This window comes from Sphingomonas hylomeconis (genome assembly GCF_025370105.1).
Lineage (GTDB): Bacteria > Pseudomonadota > Alphaproteobacteria > Sphingomonadales > Sphingomonadaceae > Sphingomonas > Sphingomonas hylomeconis.
The window spans coordinates 23,811-38,166 of sequence record NZ_JANQBK010000019.1 but is presented as its reverse complement, the minus strand read 5'-3'; the positions used below and the strand labels follow the sequence as shown (position 1 = coordinate 38,166).

The 14,356-nt window shown below is 66.1% G+C and carries 17 protein-coding genes and 1 tRNA gene; 13 read left to right on the top strand and 5 right to left on the bottom strand.

Translation table 11 applies throughout. The annotated features are described in order from the left end of the window. Positions 1–83 precede the first annotated feature (83 nt). Positions 84–470: a VOC family protein gene (locus tag NV401_RS17625; protein WP_261295767.1), complete on the bottom strand. Its 387-nt coding sequence runs from the start codon at positions 468–470 to the stop codon at positions 84–86. Between the two features lie 183 nt (positions 471–653). On the opposite strand from NV401_RS17625, the gene NV401_RS17620 reads away from it, so the two are divergent. From NV401_RS17620 to purQ, 6 genes are all read left to right on the top strand, one after another. Continuing rightward, a complete protein-coding gene (locus NV401_RS17620; protein ID WP_261295766.1) occupies positions 654–1,097 on the top strand; it encodes a hypothetical protein in 444 nt (147 codons plus the stop codon). Between the two features lie 497 nt (positions 1,098–1,594). Then, positions 1,595–2,500, top strand: coding sequence for an alpha/beta hydrolase family protein (locus NV401_RS17615; protein WP_261295765.1), 906 nt, complete (start codon positions 1,595–1,597; stop codon positions 2,498–2,500). A 287-nt stretch (positions 2,501–2,787) separates the two neighbouring features. Further along, on the top strand, positions 2,788–3,699 hold the full coding sequence (locus NV401_RS17610; RefSeq protein ID WP_261295764.1) for an HlyD family secretion protein: 912 nt from the start codon (positions 2,788–2,790) through the stop codon (positions 3,697–3,699). A 98-nt stretch (positions 3,700–3,797) separates the two neighbouring features. Further along, positions 3,798–4,577, top strand: a complete 780-nt coding sequence (gene purC / locus NV401_RS17605) for a phosphoribosylaminoimidazolesuccinocarboxamide synthase (protein WP_261295763.1) — start codon at positions 3,798–3,800, stop codon at positions 4,575–4,577. Between the two features lie 19 nt (positions 4,578–4,596). Further along, on the top strand, positions 4,597–4,827 hold the full coding sequence (gene purS, locus NV401_RS17600; RefSeq protein ID WP_261295762.1) for a phosphoribosylformylglycinamidine synthase subunit PurS: 231 nt from the start codon (positions 4,597–4,599) through the stop codon (positions 4,825–4,827). Next, entirely contained in the window at positions 4,824–5,492 is a 669-nt protein-coding gene (gene purQ / locus NV401_RS17595; protein ID WP_261295761.1) for a phosphoribosylformylglycinamidine synthase subunit PurQ, read from the top strand. Before purS ends, purQ begins: the two co-directional genes overlap by 4 nt. On the opposite strand, the gene NV401_RS17590 is transcribed toward purQ, so the two are convergent. Beyond that, complete coding sequence (locus NV401_RS17590; protein WP_261295760.1) at positions 5,489–5,803, bottom strand: hypothetical protein; 315 nt, start codon at positions 5,801–5,803, stop codon at positions 5,489–5,491. The genes purQ and NV401_RS17590 overlap by 4 nt on opposite strands. After that, positions 5,800–6,558, bottom strand: a complete 759-nt coding sequence (locus tag NV401_RS17585; RefSeq protein ID WP_261295759.1) for a queuosine precursor transporter — start codon at positions 6,556–6,558, stop codon at positions 5,800–5,802. Before NV401_RS17585 ends, NV401_RS17590 begins: the two co-directional genes overlap by 4 nt. A 59-nt stretch (positions 6,559–6,617) precedes the next feature. Here NV401_RS17585 and NV401_RS17580 point away from each other — a divergent pair. The 6 genes from NV401_RS17580 to NV401_RS17555 all read left to right on the top strand — a co-directional run bounded on the left by NV401_RS17580 (position 6,618) and on the right by NV401_RS17555 (position 12,310). Further along, positions 6,618–6,694 (top strand) — tRNA-Arg (locus NV401_RS17580). 20 nt (positions 6,695–6,714) lie between these two features. Beyond that, positions 6,715–8,013: a M20/M25/M40 family metallo-hydrolase gene (locus NV401_RS17575; protein WP_261295758.1), complete on the top strand. Its 1,299-nt coding sequence runs from the start codon at positions 6,715–6,717 to the stop codon at positions 8,011–8,013. Between the two features lie 60 nt (positions 8,014–8,073). After that, positions 8,074–8,610 (top strand): hypothetical protein, encoded by a 537-nt coding sequence (locus NV401_RS17570; RefSeq protein WP_261295757.1) that lies wholly within the window; start codon positions 8,074–8,076, stop codon positions 8,608–8,610. Continuing rightward, positions 8,610–9,095, top strand: coding sequence for a DUF421 domain-containing protein (locus NV401_RS17565; RefSeq protein ID WP_261295756.1), 486 nt, complete (start codon positions 8,610–8,612; stop codon positions 9,093–9,095). The genes NV401_RS17570 and NV401_RS17565 overlap by 1 nt, the downstream gene beginning before the upstream one ends. Before the next feature lie 39 nt (positions 9,096–9,134). Continuing rightward, positions 9,135–11,198, top strand: coding sequence for an NAD(+) synthase (locus NV401_RS17560; protein WP_261295755.1), 2,064 nt, complete (start codon positions 9,135–9,137; stop codon positions 11,196–11,198). Between the two features lie 80 nt (positions 11,199–11,278). Next, on the top strand, positions 11,279–12,310 hold the full coding sequence (locus tag NV401_RS17555) for a hypothetical protein (protein ID WP_261295754.1): 1,032 nt from the start codon (positions 11,279–11,281) through the stop codon (positions 12,308–12,310). Between the two features lie 30 nt (positions 12,311–12,340). Here NV401_RS17555 and NV401_RS17550 read toward each other — a convergent pair whose 3' ends face one another. Then, positions 12,341–12,685 (bottom strand): DUF2794 domain-containing protein, encoded by a 345-nt coding sequence (locus tag NV401_RS17550; RefSeq protein WP_261295753.1) that lies wholly within the window; start codon positions 12,683–12,685, stop codon positions 12,341–12,343. A gap of 1 nt (position 12,686) precedes the next feature. Beyond that, positions 12,687–13,361 carry a serine O-acetyltransferase EpsC gene (epsC, locus tag NV401_RS17545; protein WP_261295826.1) on the bottom strand — a complete coding sequence of 225 codons (675 nt, stop codon included), beginning with the start codon at positions 13,359–13,361 and terminating at the stop codon, positions 12,687–12,689. A gap of 161 nt (positions 13,362–13,522) precedes the next feature. Between epsC and NV401_RS17540 the strand changes: the two genes are divergently transcribed. After that, entirely contained in the window at positions 13,523–14,290 is a 768-nt protein-coding gene (locus NV401_RS17540) for a sulfite exporter TauE/SafE family protein (RefSeq protein WP_261295752.1), read from the top strand. Positions 14,291–14,356: the final 66 nt, after the last annotated feature.

Genomic DNA, 14,356 nt, shown 5'->3' with positions numbered 1-14,356 from the left:
ATGTATGCAATCGGGCGTTTTGTGCCGGTCGGCTTTCGGGCATCTTGATCGCCCGAGCACGTCCTGAACGGCAAAATTGGTGGTTAGCTGCCGTTAAATGCGAGCTGGATCAAGTCCCAACGATTGCCATAAACGTCTTCGAACACCGCTACGGTACCGTAGGATTCGCAGCGAGGTGCCTCAATGAAGCGGACGCCCCGCTGCGTGTAGGCCAAGTGGTCTCGATCGAAGTCGTCTGTCTCAAGGAACAGGAACACTCGGCCTCCGCTCTGATCGCCAACTGCTTCGCGCTGCCGATCGTTCGCCGCCTTTGCCAGCAGGAGACCCGCCCCCGCACCTTGCGGCGCTACAACAACCCATCGCTTTTCGTCTGTCAGTCGCGTGTCCTCACGCAAATCGAAACCGAGCTGATCAACATAGAACGATATTGCCTTGTCATAGTCGTGAACAAGGAGGGTGGTGAGACTCAATCTTCGCGACATCGTCTTCTCTTGGCAGAACGTGAGCGAGTCGCCAACGACTGCAACTGGGCGATTTCCGCCCGTCTGCTGAGGGGGCGCTATTCCAGGCGACAGGGGCACGGTCGGGTGGAAACTGTATGTCAAGAGATATAGGTTGCCGTGGGGCAGGACGACGATGGGGGGGGAAGTGCCATGAACGAGCGAGAGATAAAGGCCTTCGCACTGGCCCCGCTGCCTGTAGCGGTTCCGCTGCTCTTCGCGACCGGAGCCAATGCAGTGCTCGGGGACGTGGGCGACGCTGATATCGCAGACATTTTGATCGCCATGTTGGTATTTGTCGTGCTCAGCTACGGCGTTACTTTAGTGATAGGGATTCCCATCCACGTAGGCTTGCGACGTTTCAAAAAAACTGGTTTGATTCACTACCTGAGCGCCACCGTCCTGCCCTTCGTGCTGCTAGCTGGTGCGATTGCTGTCTGGCTGCGGCTGGCCTCGGCGCCGGCGCCACCCGTCAATCCGTTCGGCTTGTTCATGCAGGGCGCCGTCGCCATAAAATGGACGCTGGCGTTTGGGGCTATCGCAGCGCTGTCGGCCACTACCTTTTGGTACGCCGGTGTAAGGCAACCAAAACCCTGAACGTCGGCTTCTGGGCGTTACCTGCACGTCCGCTTTCCATCCTTCAGCCGCCGGCCTGCCTTCGGGCGGTTGATTACCTCGAAGCGTCGTGACGGCGAAAATGGGGGGAAGCCGACCATTCACTCCTACCTGTCACCCCGGGCCGGAGCCGGGGTCCCGCTGCTCACCTTATCTCGGGACGGGGCATCGCGGCAGGTGGATCCATATCATGGCCGATCGTTATCGCGGGCCGCGCATGTCGGCGTTACCGCCGAGCTACCAGCACGCATCCGACAGCATCGGAGCGGCGACGGGTCCGGCTTCTGCCAGCGCACGGCCTGCACCCAATGCACCACCCCGGCAAAGGCCAGGGTCCAGTAGCAAGACAGGGCCTATCACGCGCTATGCCCAGTTCCCGCCGCGATCGCGACTGACCCCCGGCGTTCGCCGGGCAAGTGCCGGAGAAGTTTACGCAGTCCCCCTCGCCTCTTCCAAACGCGCCCGCTAAGCCCCGCCCCATGTTCCGTCTTGCCATCCTCGCGCTGATCGCGCTCACTCCGGCGGTGACCGCCGCCGACACCCCCAAACTGCTCACCTGGGACGATCTCACCAGCCGCGCGAAGCCCGTGCCGGACGCGACCATCGCCTATGGCGACGATCATTTGCAGAAGGTCGATCTGTGGCTCCCCGCCGGCCCACGGCCCAGGGGCAAGCCCTACCCCACCGTCCTGGTGGTGCATGGCGGCTGCTGGACCACCAGTATCGCCGATCGCAGCCTGATGAACTGGGTCGCGGACGATCTGCGCAAGGCCGGCTATGCGGTATGGAATATCGATTATCGCGGCGTCGATCGTACCGGCGGCGGCTATCCCGGCACCTTCCAGGACGCGGCAAAGGCGACCGACGCGCTGCGCGACGCCGCGGCGCAGTACGGCTTGGACGCCAAGCATGTCGTCGCGATCGGCCATAGCGCCGGTGGCCATTTGGCGCTGTGGCTGGCGGCCCGCGCGCGACTGCCCAAGGACAGCCCGCTGCACAGCGCGCACCCGCTGAAGATCGCGCATGTCATCAGCCTGGGCGGCCTGCCCGATCTCGAAGCCACCGCCGCCAGCCCCGACAATGGCTGCGGCACCGAAGTCGTCGGCGACCTGCTCGGCAAGCCCACGCCCGCCCGTCCCGACATCTACCGCGACACCTCGGTGCCCCGCCTCCTGCCGCTTCGCGTTCCGCAGGACCTGGTCAACGGCCGGGAAGACCGCATCATCCCGATGCGCCTGGCGACCGGCTATACGGCGCAGGCACGGAAAGCCGGCGACCAAGCAGTGCTGCACATCGTGCCCGACACCGGGCACGTCGAACTGGTCGCGCCCGACACTGAAGCATGGCGCAAGACGAAAGCGCTTCTTGCCGCCGCGCAGCGCTGAATGCGCCGAGCGAGCCCCCCCGAAACAAGTCGGTGCTTTCCCCTTCAAGCATGTACCCGCCTGTTCCCCCGCGAAAGCGGGGGCCCAGGGCCACGAGCGGCATCCTTCGAAATCCTGGGCTCCCGCCTTCGCGGGAGAACAGAAGTACATGTTGGAGCGGTACGAACACGAACCAGTCCGGGGTGGACGAATTGGGGTCCGGCAAAGCCGTTCGAAACTCGATTGACCGCACGCGGATAACGCTCCATCCTACTCCTACTTAAGTGATAGTATATAGGAGACGGACGATGCGGATCGGACTGATTTCTGCGGCAACGATCACTTTACTCGCCCTCTCCGCCTGCGGCCGCGCGCCGGAATCGTCCCAGAGCGAATCGGTACAGACCAGCGACATGGCCGAGGGCCCCGGGATCAACATCACCGCCGCGCCCGGTGTTGCCTTCGCCTATCACTATGCCTTCCGCCTGCCGCCCAAGAACATCGCCACCGCGCAGGAAGCCCATGCCGGCGCATGCGAGAAACTGGGCGTCGCGCGCTGCCGCATCACCGGCATGCGCTATCAGCTGATCGGCGAAAACGACATCCGCGCGATGCTCGCCTTCAAGCTCGATCCGACGCTCGCCCGCGCCTTTGGCAAGGAGGGCATCGCCGCGATCGAGAAGGCCGACGGCAAGCTGATCGACGCCGAGATCACCGGCACCGATGCCGGCGCGGAAATCGCCCAGCTCGGTACCGGCAGGGCGCGCGCCGCCGACGAACTGGCGCGGATCGACAAGCAGCTCGCTCGCGGCGATCTGCCCGCCAGCGAACGCGCCGAACTGCAGCGCCAGCGCGCCGAGCTCGTCGCCACGATCGGCGCGGCGCAGGCGACCATCGCCGATCAGCGCGCCAGCCTCGCCACCACGCCGATGGTGTTCGATTACGAATCCGGCGCGGGCATTCGCGGCTTCGACGCCAGCGCGCCGCTGACCAGCGCGCTCGACACGTTCCTGTCCTCCGCCCAGACGACGCTCGCCTTCGTGCTCGGCTTCATCGCGATCTTCGGCCCGCCGGCGATTGCCGCGTTGCTGCTATGGCTGCTCTGGCGCCAGCTGCGGCCCTTCCTGCCCACGCGCCTGCGCCGCGCCGATAGCGCGCCGCTCGCCCAACGCCCCGCCGCGGCGATGGCACCGCCCCCGGCAGATCGCAGCGACGCGTAATTGCGCCTCCCGCGCGCAGTCTATATAGGCGCGCTCATTCCCGCCCCGGCCCGCGACTCCCGTGGGTGCGGGGCGCTCTTGTCGAAGGGTAATGCCATATGGCCCGCCGCCGCCAGATCTACGAAGGCAAGGCCAAGATCCTGTACGAGGGTCCCGAACCCGGCACGCTGATCCAGTATTTCAAGGATGATGCGACCGCGTTCAACGCCCAGAAGAAGGGCACGATCAGCGGCAAGGGCGTGCTCAACAACCGCATCAGCGAGCATGTCTTCACCCTGCTCGGCCTGATCGGCGTGCCGACGCACTTCATCCGCCGCCTCAACATGCGCGAGCAGCTGATCCGACAGGTCGAGATCATCCCGATCGAGGTCGTGATCCGCAACGTGGCGGCAGGCTCGCTGACCAAGCGACTGGGGATCGAGGAAGGCACGCAGCTGCCGCGCACGATCATCGAATATTATTACAAGGACGATGCGCTTGGCGATCCGATGATCACCGACGAGCATATCGCCGCGTTCGGCTGGGCCAGCCAGGAAGAGATGCACGACATCGCCGATCTGGCGATCCGCGTGAACGATTTCCTGTGCGGCATGTTCGCCGCGGTCGGCATCCGCCTGGTCGATTTCAAGCTCGAATTCGGCCGGCTGTGGGACAATGACTATGCCCGCGTGATCCTCGCCGACGAGATCAGCCCGGACGGCTGCCGCCTGTGGGACATGCAGAGCAACGAGAAGCTCGACAAGGATCGCTTCCGCCAGGATCTCGGCGGCGAAGTCGAAGCCTATCAGGAAGTCGCCCGCCGCCTTGGCCTGTTGCCCGAAGGCGTCGACAGCGCGGTGCTCGATCTCGAAAAGCACCGGAAGAACAAGGCCAAATAGGCCTGGTGAAGGAACAGCAATGAAACTCCGCATCATCGTGACGCTGAAGCCAGGCGTGCTCGACCCGCAGGGCAAGGCGATCCACAAGGCGCTCGACGGCCTGGGCTTTGCCGGCGTCGAGGACGTGCGCCAGGGCAAGCTGATCGAACTCGACGTCGCCGACGACACCGACGACGCGACGATCGACGCGATGTGCCGCAAGCTCCTCGCCAACACGGTCATCGAAAACTACCGGGTCGAGCGCGCATGAAGGCGGCGGTCATCGTGTTTCCCGGCTCGAACTGCGACCGGGATCTCGCCGTGGCGATCCGCGAGATCGGCGGCACCGCGCCGACCATGGTATGGCACGGCGACAGCGATCTGCCGGACGATCTCGGGCTAATCGCCGTCCCCGGCGGCTTTTCCTATGGCGATTACCTGCGCTCCGGCGCGATGGCCGCGCGGTCGCCGATCATGCGCGCGGTGAGCGATGCCGCGGCGCGCGGCGTGCCGGTGCTCGGCGTGTGCAACGGCTTTCAGGTGCTCACCGAGGCGGGCCTGCTGCCCGGCGCGCTGATGCGCAATGCCGGGATCGACTTCGTCTGCCGCGATGTCGCGCTCACGGTCGACAACACGCAGAGCCTGTTCACCAGCGGCTATGACGCCGGCGAGACGATCACCGTCCCCGTCGCGCATCACGACGGCAATTACTTCGCCGACGATGCCACGCTCGATCGGCTCGAAGGCGAAGGCCGCGTCGCCTTCCGCTACGCCGAAGGCGTCAACGGCTCCGCGCGCAACATTGCCGGGTTGCTCAACGCAGACGGCAACGTGCTCGGCATGATGCCGCATCCCGAACGCCGCATCGAAGCGGCGCATGGCGGCAGCGACGGCCGCCGGCTGTTCGAGGGCCTGCTGGCCAAGGTTCTTGCCTAACGCCCGAACAATCTGGTCCGCCGCGCTAGCACCAGGATGACGGTCGGCCAGAACATCGTGTTCCACAAATCGTGCCAGTTCGCGCCGAACTCTTGCGGCACATGATCGACAAATCGGTCGCGCACGTCCCAGATCTCGCCACCCGCGGCGGCCACCCAGACCACCAGCCATGGCCGCCAGGACGACAGGCGCCAGCCGAACAGCAGCGCCGAGCCGAACAGCAGCAGCAACGCGACATAGATATGCAGCGCATCCTTGGCGAGATGCACGTTATCCACCAGCCACCCCTTGACCGCCTGGAGCGCGCTCATACGCGGGCGCGGAACGGCGTGAAGTCGGTGCCTTCGTCGAACACGTCGAGCCCCTCGCGACGCTTGAGGAAGCCGACCACCAGATAGGTGACGGGCGTCAGCAGCACTTCCCAGCCGACCTTCAGCGCCCATTGCGTGACCAATACGGTCAGCACCAGATCGTTGGTCCAGCCGGCCGCGCCCCAGAAGGCCAGCGGGTAGAAGATCAGGCTATCCACCCCCTGCCCGCCGATCGTCGAGCCGATCGTGCGCATCCACAGATGCCGGCCGCCGCTCCACAGCTTCATCCGCGCCAGGATGTATGAATTGACGAACTCGCCCGCCCAGAAGGCGATCATCGAGGCGAGCACGATGCGCGGCACCTGCCCGAACACCGTTTCGTACGCCGCCTGGTTGGTCCAGGTCGGCGCCGGCGGCAGCGCGACGACCACCCAGGACATGAACGCCATGAACGCCACGGCGACGAACCCCGCCCAGATCACCCGGCGTGCCCGCGCATAGCCATAGACCTCGGTCAGCACGTCGCCGATCACATAGGAGAGCGGAAAGAACAGGATCCCCGCCCCGAACGGCCAGTCGCCGATCCACGGCAGATGGATCACCGCGACCTTGCCCGCGCCGATCACGTTGGACAGCAACAGGATCGCGACGAACGCGGCCATCACGAAATCGAAATAGCGCAACTGCCGCGCGGCGATCGCGCTGGCCGCGACCGGCGCCGGGCCTGCGTCGCGCTGAAATTCCCCCTGGCTCATGCGCACGGTTATGATGCCGGTTTCACACCTGTGCAATCCGCGCTATTCGGGTGGCGTGCGCGCCCGTAGCTCAGTTGGATAGAGCAAGGAGCTTCTACCTCCTCGGTCGGGGGTTCGACTCCCTCCGGGCGCGCCAATCCTTTGAGGGGCGCACCAATGAAAATCCCGCTGTTTTTTGCCGCGACCGCGTTGCTCGCCGCACCGCTCCACGCCAAGCTGACGCCGCCCGAGGCGCGCATGGCGGCGACGGTCGATGCCGAATATGAGCGTTCGGTCGCGCTGCTGCAGAAACTGGTCGATCAGAATTCCGGATCGATGAACCTCGCCGGCGTCGAAGCCGTGGGCAAGATGGTGCGCGCCGAACTCGAGCCGCTTGGCTTCACGGTGGCGTGGAAGCCGATGACCGCGATCAAGCGCGCCGGCCACCTGATCGCCACGCGCCCCGGCAAGGCAGGTGCCCGGCGGCTGTTGCTGATCGGCCATCTTGATACGGTGTTCGAACAGGATTCGCCGTTCCAGAAGTTCGTGCGCACCGGCGACAAGGCCGAAGGGCCCGGCGCCGGCGACGACAAGGGCGGCATGGTGGTGATGATCGCGGCGCTGCGCGCGATGCGCGCGGCGGGCACGCTGGACGCTGCCAATATCGAGATCGTGCTGACCGGCGACGAGGAGGATTCGGGCGATCCGATCGCGCTCGGCCGCGCCGATCTGATCGCGGCGGGCAAGCGCGCCGATGTCGCGCTCGATTTCGAAGGCCTGTTCGTCGAGAACGGGCAGGACATGGGCTCGATCGCGCGGCGCTCGTCAAACAGCTGGACGCTCAAGACCAGTGGCAAGACCGGCCATTCCTCGCTGATCTTCAACGATACGTACGGCGACGGGGCGATCAACGAACTGACGCGGATCCTGGCGGCATTCCGCACCGAATTGCCCGAGCCCAACCTGACCTTCAACACCGGCATCGTCGCCGGCGGCGCCAGCGCGGTGCTGGATGCAGACGGCGTGCGCGCGACCGCCACCGGCAAGTCGAACGTCATCCCATCGATCGCCATCGCGCGCGGCGATTTCCGCACCCTGTCCGAAGCGCAGACCGCCCGCGTCAAGACGCGGATGAGCGCGATCGTCGCGCGCCACGCCCCCGGCACCGGCGCCGAACTGATGTTCGAACCGGGCGGCTATCCGGCCATGGCACCGACCCCGGGCAACCGCGCGCTGCTCGACCGGCTGAACGGCGTGAACAAGGATCTCGGCCTCGCCGCGATGCCCCCGCTCGATCCGCTGCGCCGCGGGGCTGGCGACATCTCCTTCGTGGCCAGCGATGTCGATGGGCTGATCGGGCTCGGCCCCGCGAGCAGCGGCGATCACGCCCCCGGCGAAACCGTTGATCTGGCCAGCATGCGCCGCCAGGCCAAGCGCGCCGCGATCCTCATGACGCGGCTCGGCACCGCCCGGTAGCCCCGGGAACCCAATGTCAGGCCCCAACGTTTCGCCCCTATAACGATCATGGGGGCAGTGATGGTGGACAGTGCCGAAAGTCGCATCCCAGATGGCATCGGTGATCGGCACGCGCAGGATCAGGGCGGCTTCGCCCGCCATGCCAATCCGCTGTCGATCCTGATCCTTGGCGGGATGGTCGTCGCGGCATTCCTCGGTGCGTTCGGCGGCGGGCAGGCCCGGCCGCTGTCGATCTCGACGCCCGCTGCGATTGTCGAAGTCATCACGCCGCGCACGCTGCGCAATGGCGAGTTCTTCGAGACGCGGATCGGCGTCACCGCGAAGAACGATATCGCCGACCTCGTCATCGCCGTGCCGCCCAAATTGTGGCGCGACATGACGATCAACACGATGATCCCTGCGCCGTCCGAAGAATCGTTCAAGCAGGGCAGCTATCGCTTCAGCTACGGTCCGCTGAAGAAGGGCGATAGGCTGCAGATGAAGGTCGACGGTCAGATCAACCCGCCCCTGTTCGCCGGCACCGAGGGCGAGATCGCCGTGCTCGATGGCGAACGCCGGATCGGCGTGATCCCGTTCTCCATCCGGGTCCTGCCGTAATGGATATCGTGCTCCGCGCCACCGCGATGTTCTTCATCGTCTTCGCCCTGCTCCGCCTGCTCGGCAAGCGCGAGCTGGGCCAGATGACGCCGTTCGAGGTGGTCAGCCTGGTGGTGATGGGCGACCTGATCCAGCAGGGCATCACGCACAACGATTTCAGCCTGACCGGCGCGACGCTCGCGATCGGCACCTTCGCGTTCTGGACGGTGACGCTCGGTTGGCTGGTCTATCTGTTCCCCCGCCTCAAGCGCAGCCTGGAAGGCGAGCCCCGCGTCATCGTGCGCGACGGCAAACTACTCGCCGACAATCTGCGCCGCGATCGCATGACGCTCAGCGAAGTGGAATCGGAGATGCGCCTCGCCGGGATCGGGTCGATGCAGGAGGTCGCCTGGGGCATTCTCGAGCCGCAAGGCAAGATCAGCTTCATCAAGAAGGAACGATCGGACGAGCCGGCCGCCCAGCAGGATACGGGCGCCACCGCCTGATCGTTTGCCGCTGCCGTAACGCGCCGCTACATCCAGCTCATGGCCCAATCGCATCCGTTCCATTCGATCCACAGCCACGGGCTGATCCGCGTCGGCGCCTGCACGCCCGCGGCCAGCGTCGGCGATTGCGCCGCCAATGCCGCCGCGACGATCCTGCTCGCCGAACGTGGCCACAAAGCCGGCGCCGACCTGCTGGTCTTCCCCGAGCTCAACCTGACCTCCTACGCGATCGACGATCTGCACCTGCAGACCGCGCAGCAACAGGCGACCGAGGCGGCGATCGCTGCGGTGGTGGCAGCGAGCGCGACGCTCCGCCCGGTATTGCTGGTCGGCGCGGCGATCCCGCGCAACGGGCGGCTGTACAATTGCTGCGTGGTCATCGCGCGCGGGCGGATCCTCGGCGTCGTGCCCAAGACCTTCCTGCCCAATTACCGCGAATATTACGAGAAACGCTGGTTCGCGAGCGGCGCCGGGCTCGGCGGCCATATCACGCTCGCCGGGCAGGACGCGCCGTTCGGCCCGGATCTGATCTTCGCCGCCAGCGATCTTGCGCCCTTCATCTTCCACGCCGAAATCTGCGAGGATTATTGGGCACCGATCCCGCCCTCGACCTATGGCGCGCTGGCCGGGGCGCTGATCTGCTGCAACCTGTCCGCCTCCAACGTGACGATCGGCAAATCGCGCGAACGCATGATGCTGTCCGCCGCGCAGAGCGCACGCAGTATCTGCGCCTACGTCTACAGCGCCGCCGGCCCGGGCGAGAGCACGACCGATCTCGCCTGGGACGGCCAGGGCACGATCCACGAACTTGGCGAGCTGATCGCCGAATCCAAGCGGTTCGATCCCGATCCCGAGATTCTGCTGGGCGACGTCGATGCCGGGCGGATCGCGCAGGAGCGGATGCGCAACGGCACGTTCAACGACGCGGCACGGCTGACGGGCGATCCCGAGACGCGGTTTCGCCGCATCGCCTTCGAGCACAAGCCCGATTTCGCCGACCTCGGCCTGCTGCGCACGATCCGCCGCTACCCCTTCGTCCCCAACACGCCTGAAAAGCTCGATGCCGACTGCTACGAGGCGTTCAACATCCAGGTCGAGGGGCTGCTCAAGCGCTTCGTCGCGGCGCGCGCCGAACGGCTGGTAATCGGTGTGTCGGGCGGGCTCGATTCGACCCATGCGCTGATCGTCGCGGCGAAGGTGATGGATCGCCTCGGTCGCCCGCGCGAGCATATCCTGGGCTTTACCATGCCCGGTTTCGCGACCGGCGAGGACACCAAGGCCAATGCGTGGACGCTGATGCGCGTGCTCGGCGTCACCGGCGCGGAGATCGACATCCGGCCCGCCGCGCGCCAGATGCTGACCGATATGGGCCACCCCTTCGGCCAGGGTTTGGAGGGGGGCGGCGAACCGGTCTATGACGTGACGTTCGAGAACGTGCAGGCCGGGCTGCGCACCGATTATCTGTTCCGCCTCGCCAACCAGCGTGGCGGTCTGGTGATCGGCACCGGCGACCTGTCCGAACTGGCGCTCGGCTGGTGCACCTACGGTGTCGGCGATCAGATGAGCCATTACGCCGTCAACTCGGGCGTGCCCAAGACGCTGATCCAGTTCCTGATCCGCTGGTGTATCAAGACCGACCAGTTCGACCGCGACACCGATCGCGTGCTGGCCGCGATTCTCGGCACCGAGATATCGCCCGAACTGGTACCGGCCGGCGCGGATGGCGCGCTGCAGAGCACCGAGGCGCGGATCGGGCCCTATGCGCTGAACGACTTCTTCCTGCACTATACGATCCGCCACGGGCTCGCGCCGTCGAAGATCGCGTTTCTCGCCTGGCATGCGTGGAAGGATGCCGAGGCCGGGCGCTGGCCGGTGGACTTCCCGCCCGAGGCGCGCGCGGCCTATGATCTGCCGACGATCAAAAGCTGGCTGGAGAAGTTCCTGGTGCGGTTCTTCATCACCAGCCAGTTCAAGCGCTCCGCGATCCCCAACGGCCCGAAGGTTTCGGCGGGCGGCGCGCTCAGCCCGCGTGGCGACTGGCGGGCGCCGTCCGACGGCACGGCGACGCTGTTTCTCGAGGAGTTGGCGAACGGGGTGCCGTAAGCCGGCTGGAGCGCCCCAGCAACATAGTGTATTGCAGCACTAATGCACTTATGTCATTCTTCGCCGACAGGAGGATGACCATGTATAGCGAAAGCGATATCGAAGGTGCCGTCACCGCCGGGGCGATCACGCCCGACGCCGCCGCAGCGCTGCGCCGGCATATCGCCGCGACGCGCGATGCGCCGGCGGTCGACGAGGAAAGCTTCCGGCTGCTCACCGGGTTCAACGACATCTTCGTCTCGATCGCGATCGCGCTGCTGCTCGTCGCTTTGGGGCAGATCGGCGCGAGCCGCTCGGTCGCCCTGGCCGGTGCGGCGGTCGCCGCCGCCTCCTGGTTGCTGGCGGAATATTTCACCAAGCGGCGGCGCATGGCCCTGCCCAGCATCCTGCTGCTGTTCGGATTCGTCGGCGGGGTCGCCTGGGCGCTGGTCGGCGTGATGATCGATCTCGGCGGCGATCCGTCCGAGCGTGCGCAGGCGATGATCGGCGCCGGCATCGGGCTGGTTACCGCTGGCGCCGCCTGGCTGCACTGGCGCCGGTTCATGGTGCCGGTCACCGTCGCGGCAGGCGCGCTCGCGCTCGTCGCGATGGTCGTGTCGCTGGTCATCGCCGCGATTCCCGCGGCCCACGAGGCGGTCTATGCGATCACGCTGGCCGGTGGCGTCGCGGTGTTCGCGCTGGCGATGTGGTGGGACATGTCCGATCCCGTGCGGGTCACCCGCCGTGCCGATGTCGCGTTCTGGCTGCACCTCGCCGCCGCCCCGCTGATCGCGCATCCGGTGTTCCAGATGCTCGGCGTGCTCGACAATGACGGCAGTGCGGGCACCGGCATGATCGTGCTCGCATTGTACCTGCTGTTCGGCTTCGTCGCGCTGGCGATCGATCGCCGCGCGCTGCTCGTCTCGAGCCTGGTCTATGTGCTGTACGCGATGTACGCGATCATCCGCTCGGCCGGCGGGGTCGAATTGAGCGCGGCGATCACCGGGCTGATCATCGGCTCGGCGCTGCTGATCCTGTCGGCCTTCTGGCACCCGATGCGCCGGCTGGTGATCGGCACGCTGGGCGATGTCGGGCGGCGGTTGCCGCCGGTATCGGCCCTGGCTGTCGCGTGATCCCGCGCCTTTCCGGCAGGAAAGGCGCGGCTACTCCGCCACCAGCTTCATCAGCCGGCGTTCGACCGGCGCCAGCACGGCGGCCAGTTCCGGCCCCCGCTTCAGCACCACGCCGGCCTCGCCGATCAGCGCCCACATGCCCTGCCGGTTGCGCAGCGCCGGGCGCTTCTCGATCCTGAACTCGGGGCGCTCGGCGGCGCGGCGGAAGGCGGAAAAGATCGCGGCGTCGCGCCCGAGATCCATCGCATAATCCTTCCAATGCCCGGCCGCGACCATCCGGCCGTACAGATCGAGGATGCGGTTCAGCTCGACCCGCTCGAAGCCGACCTGCGTCGGCAAGCGCTGCGGCACCGGAAAAGGCGTGACGACTCCCACGTCAGGCGCGGTCTTTCATGTCTTCATTTTCGCTGAGCAGCGCATCGAGCCGCTTGCGCATCGTCTCCAGCTCGCAGCGCAGCAGTTCGACCTTCTGCGAGGCGGGATCGAACATGTCGCTGCACGGCGTGCCGTAGGCGAGGAACCCAGGCTCCCTTCGCCCGCCCTCGACCATCGTCGCGCGCGCCGGGATGCCGACCATCACCGCGCCTTCCGGCACGTCCTTGGTCACCACCGCATTGGCGCCGACGCGCCCGCCCTTGCCGACCGTGATCGGACCGAGCACCTGCGCGCCCGAGCCGATGATCACGCCGTCGGACAGAGTCGGATGCCGCTTGCCGGCGACGCCATTGTCCGGGCTCGTCCCGCCCAGCGTCACGCACTGGTAGATCGTCACATTGTCGCCGATCTCGGCCGTCTCGCCGATCACGACAAAGCCGTGATCGATGAAGAAGTTGCGCCCGATCGTGGCGCCGGGATGGATGTCGATCGCGGTGAACATGCGCGACCAGTGATTGACCAGCCGGGCGAGAAAGAACAGGTTCGCCTTGAACAGGCGGTGTGCGATGCGATGATAGCCGAGCGCCCAGACGCCCGGATAGGTCAGGATTTCGAGCCGCGACCGCGGCGCGGGATCGCGCGCCTTGATCGAATCGAGATAGGCCATCAGCCCCATGTGCGTCGTCAGCCCTTGTTGCGTTGCGCGCAATCTAGGCGTTCCGATGATCGATTTAAAGCACCGCCCCACCGGAAGTTTCTCCCGGCAAACCCTATCTTGGTTGTAGGATTTGAACGGTTACGCGATCCAGAGACGATAGACGTCGTGTGGGGATTGCCTTGAGCTCATATCTTTCGATCGCCACGCTGGAGGCGATCCTGCCCTTCATCGCCGTTGGTTTCGCCGCGCAGATGGTCGATGGGGCGCTCGGCATGGCGTTCGGCGTGATCTCCAATTCGCTATTGCTGTTCATGGGCGTGCCGCCCGCCGCCGCCTCGGCCGGCGTGCACACGGTGGAGACGTTCACCACCGCCGTTTCCGGGATCAGCCATGCGATCCATCGCAACGTCAACTGGACCTTGTTCTTCCGCCTGATGATCCCCGGCGTGATCGGCGGCGTGCTCGGCGCCTATGTCCTGTCGAACATCGATGCCGGCACCGCCAAGCCGTACATCCTCGCCTATCTGACCTGTATCGGCCTGTATCTGCTGTTCCGCGCGGTGCGCTATCCGCCGCGCGAGCGGGAGCCCCGGATCGTCGAACCGCTGGGGCTGGTCGGCGGGTTTCTCGATGCGGCGGGCGGCGGCGGCTGGGGCCCGGTGGTGACCAGCAACCTGCTGGTCCAGGGCGCGTCCCCGCGCATGACGGTCGGCACCGTCAACACCGCGGAATTCTTCCTCACCGCAACGATCTCCGCCACCTTCATCACGCAATTGGGGCTGGCCGCGTTCACGCTGGCGACGGTCGGTCTGCTGATCGGCGGCGTGATCGCGGCGCCGTTCGGCGCGATCCTGGCCAAGCGCGTACCGGCGAAAAAGCTCATGTTCCTGGTCGGCGGCATCCTCACGCTGACCAGCCTGTTCAACCTGTATCAGGCGATGAAGTGACGCGCCGGTCCGCGCTGACCGCAATAAAAATCGCCGTCATCCTGACGAAAGTCAGGATCCATCGTG